Origin of the sequence: Rubrivivax sp. JA1055 (assembly GCF_020966565.1) — a bacterium.
In the GTDB taxonomy this organism is placed as follows: Bacteria; Pseudomonadota; Gammaproteobacteria; order Burkholderiales; family Burkholderiaceae_C; genus Rubrivivax; species Rubrivivax benzoatilyticus.
The window spans coordinates 1-1,273 of the sequence record NZ_JAJKFP010000012.1 but is presented as its reverse complement, the minus strand read 5'-3'; the positions used below and the strand labels follow the sequence as shown (position 1 = coordinate 1,273).

The following is a 1,273-nucleotide window of genomic DNA, read 5'->3' as shown; positions in this document are numbered from 1 at the left end:
TAACGATGGCCACACTGTCTCCTCCAGAGACTCAGCGAAGTTGAAATGTTTGTGATGATGCAATCTCCCCGCGGAAAGACGGAAAGACCCCATGAACCTTTACTGTAGCTTTACATTGGACTTTGAACAGATCTGTGTAGGATAGGTGGGAGGCTTTGAAGCGGTGCCGCTAGGTATCGTGGAGCCAACGTTGAAATACCACCCTGGTGTGTTTGAGGTTCTAACCTTGGCCCGTTATCCGGGTTGGGGACAGTGTATGGTGGGCAGTTTGACTGGGGCGGTCTCCTCCCAAAGCGTAACGGAGGAGTTCGAAGGTACGCTAGGCACGGTCGGAAATCGTGCTAATAGTGCATAGGCATAAGCGTGCTTGACTGCGAGACTGACAAGTCGAGCAGGTACGAAAGTAGGACTAAGTGATCCGGTGGTTCTGTATGGAAGGGCCATCGCTCAACGGATAAAAGGTACTCTGGGGATAACAGGCTGATACCGCCCAAGAGTTCATATCGACGGCGGTGTTTGGCACCTCGATGTCGGCTCATCTCATCCTGGGGCTGTAGCCGGTCCCAAGGGTATGGCTGTTCGCCATTTAAAGAGGTACGTGAGCTGGGTTTAAAACGTCGTGAGACAGTTTGGTCCCTATCTTCCGTGGGCGCTGCAAGATTGAGGAAGCCTGCTCCTAGTACGAGAGGACCGGAGTGGACGCACCTCTGGTGTATCGGTTGTCACGCCAGTGGCATTGCCGAGTAGCTAAGTGCGGAAGAGATAACCGCTGAAAGCATCTAAGCGGGAAACTCGTTCCAAGATGAGTCTTGCCGGGGCCTTGAGCCCCCTGAAGAGTCGTTCGAGACCAGGACGTTGATAGGCCGGGTGTGGAAGCGCAGTAATGCGTTGAGCTAACCGGTACTAATTGCTCGTGAGGCTTGACCCTATAACTTTGACGATTGAGTCGAACGGGTTATGCCAGTAGCGCGATCGAACAGCTGATTTTCAAATACTCTATGAATTGGCCTAGCTGCCCCCAAGAAGCAGCGAGGCGACAAGTCAAGCCTGATGACCATAGCGAGGTGGTCCCACTCCTTCCCATCCCGAACAGGATAGTGAAACGCCTTTGCGCCGATGATAGTGCGGGTTCCCGTGTGAAAGTAGGACATCGTCAGGCTATTTATTCGAAGGCCCGGTTCAAGACGAACCGGGCCTTTTTGTTTTTGGCGAACGATTGACCGGAGCCCGATCAGCGCACCGAAAGCACCTCGCCCAGCAGGCGCAGCTGGCC

General features: G+C 53.8%; 2 rRNA genes. Both read left to right on the top strand.

Features of this window, described 5'->3' with window-relative positions:
- Positions 1 to 928, top strand: a 23S ribosomal RNA gene (locus tag LOC65_RS19315); the annotation flags it as partial.
- Between the two features lie 118 nt (positions 929 to 1,046).
- Positions 1,047 to 1,159: ribosomal RNA gene (gene rrf / locus LOC65_RS19310) — 5S ribosomal RNA — on the top strand.
- The last annotated feature ends 114 nt before the right edge of the window (positions 1,160 to 1,273 follow it).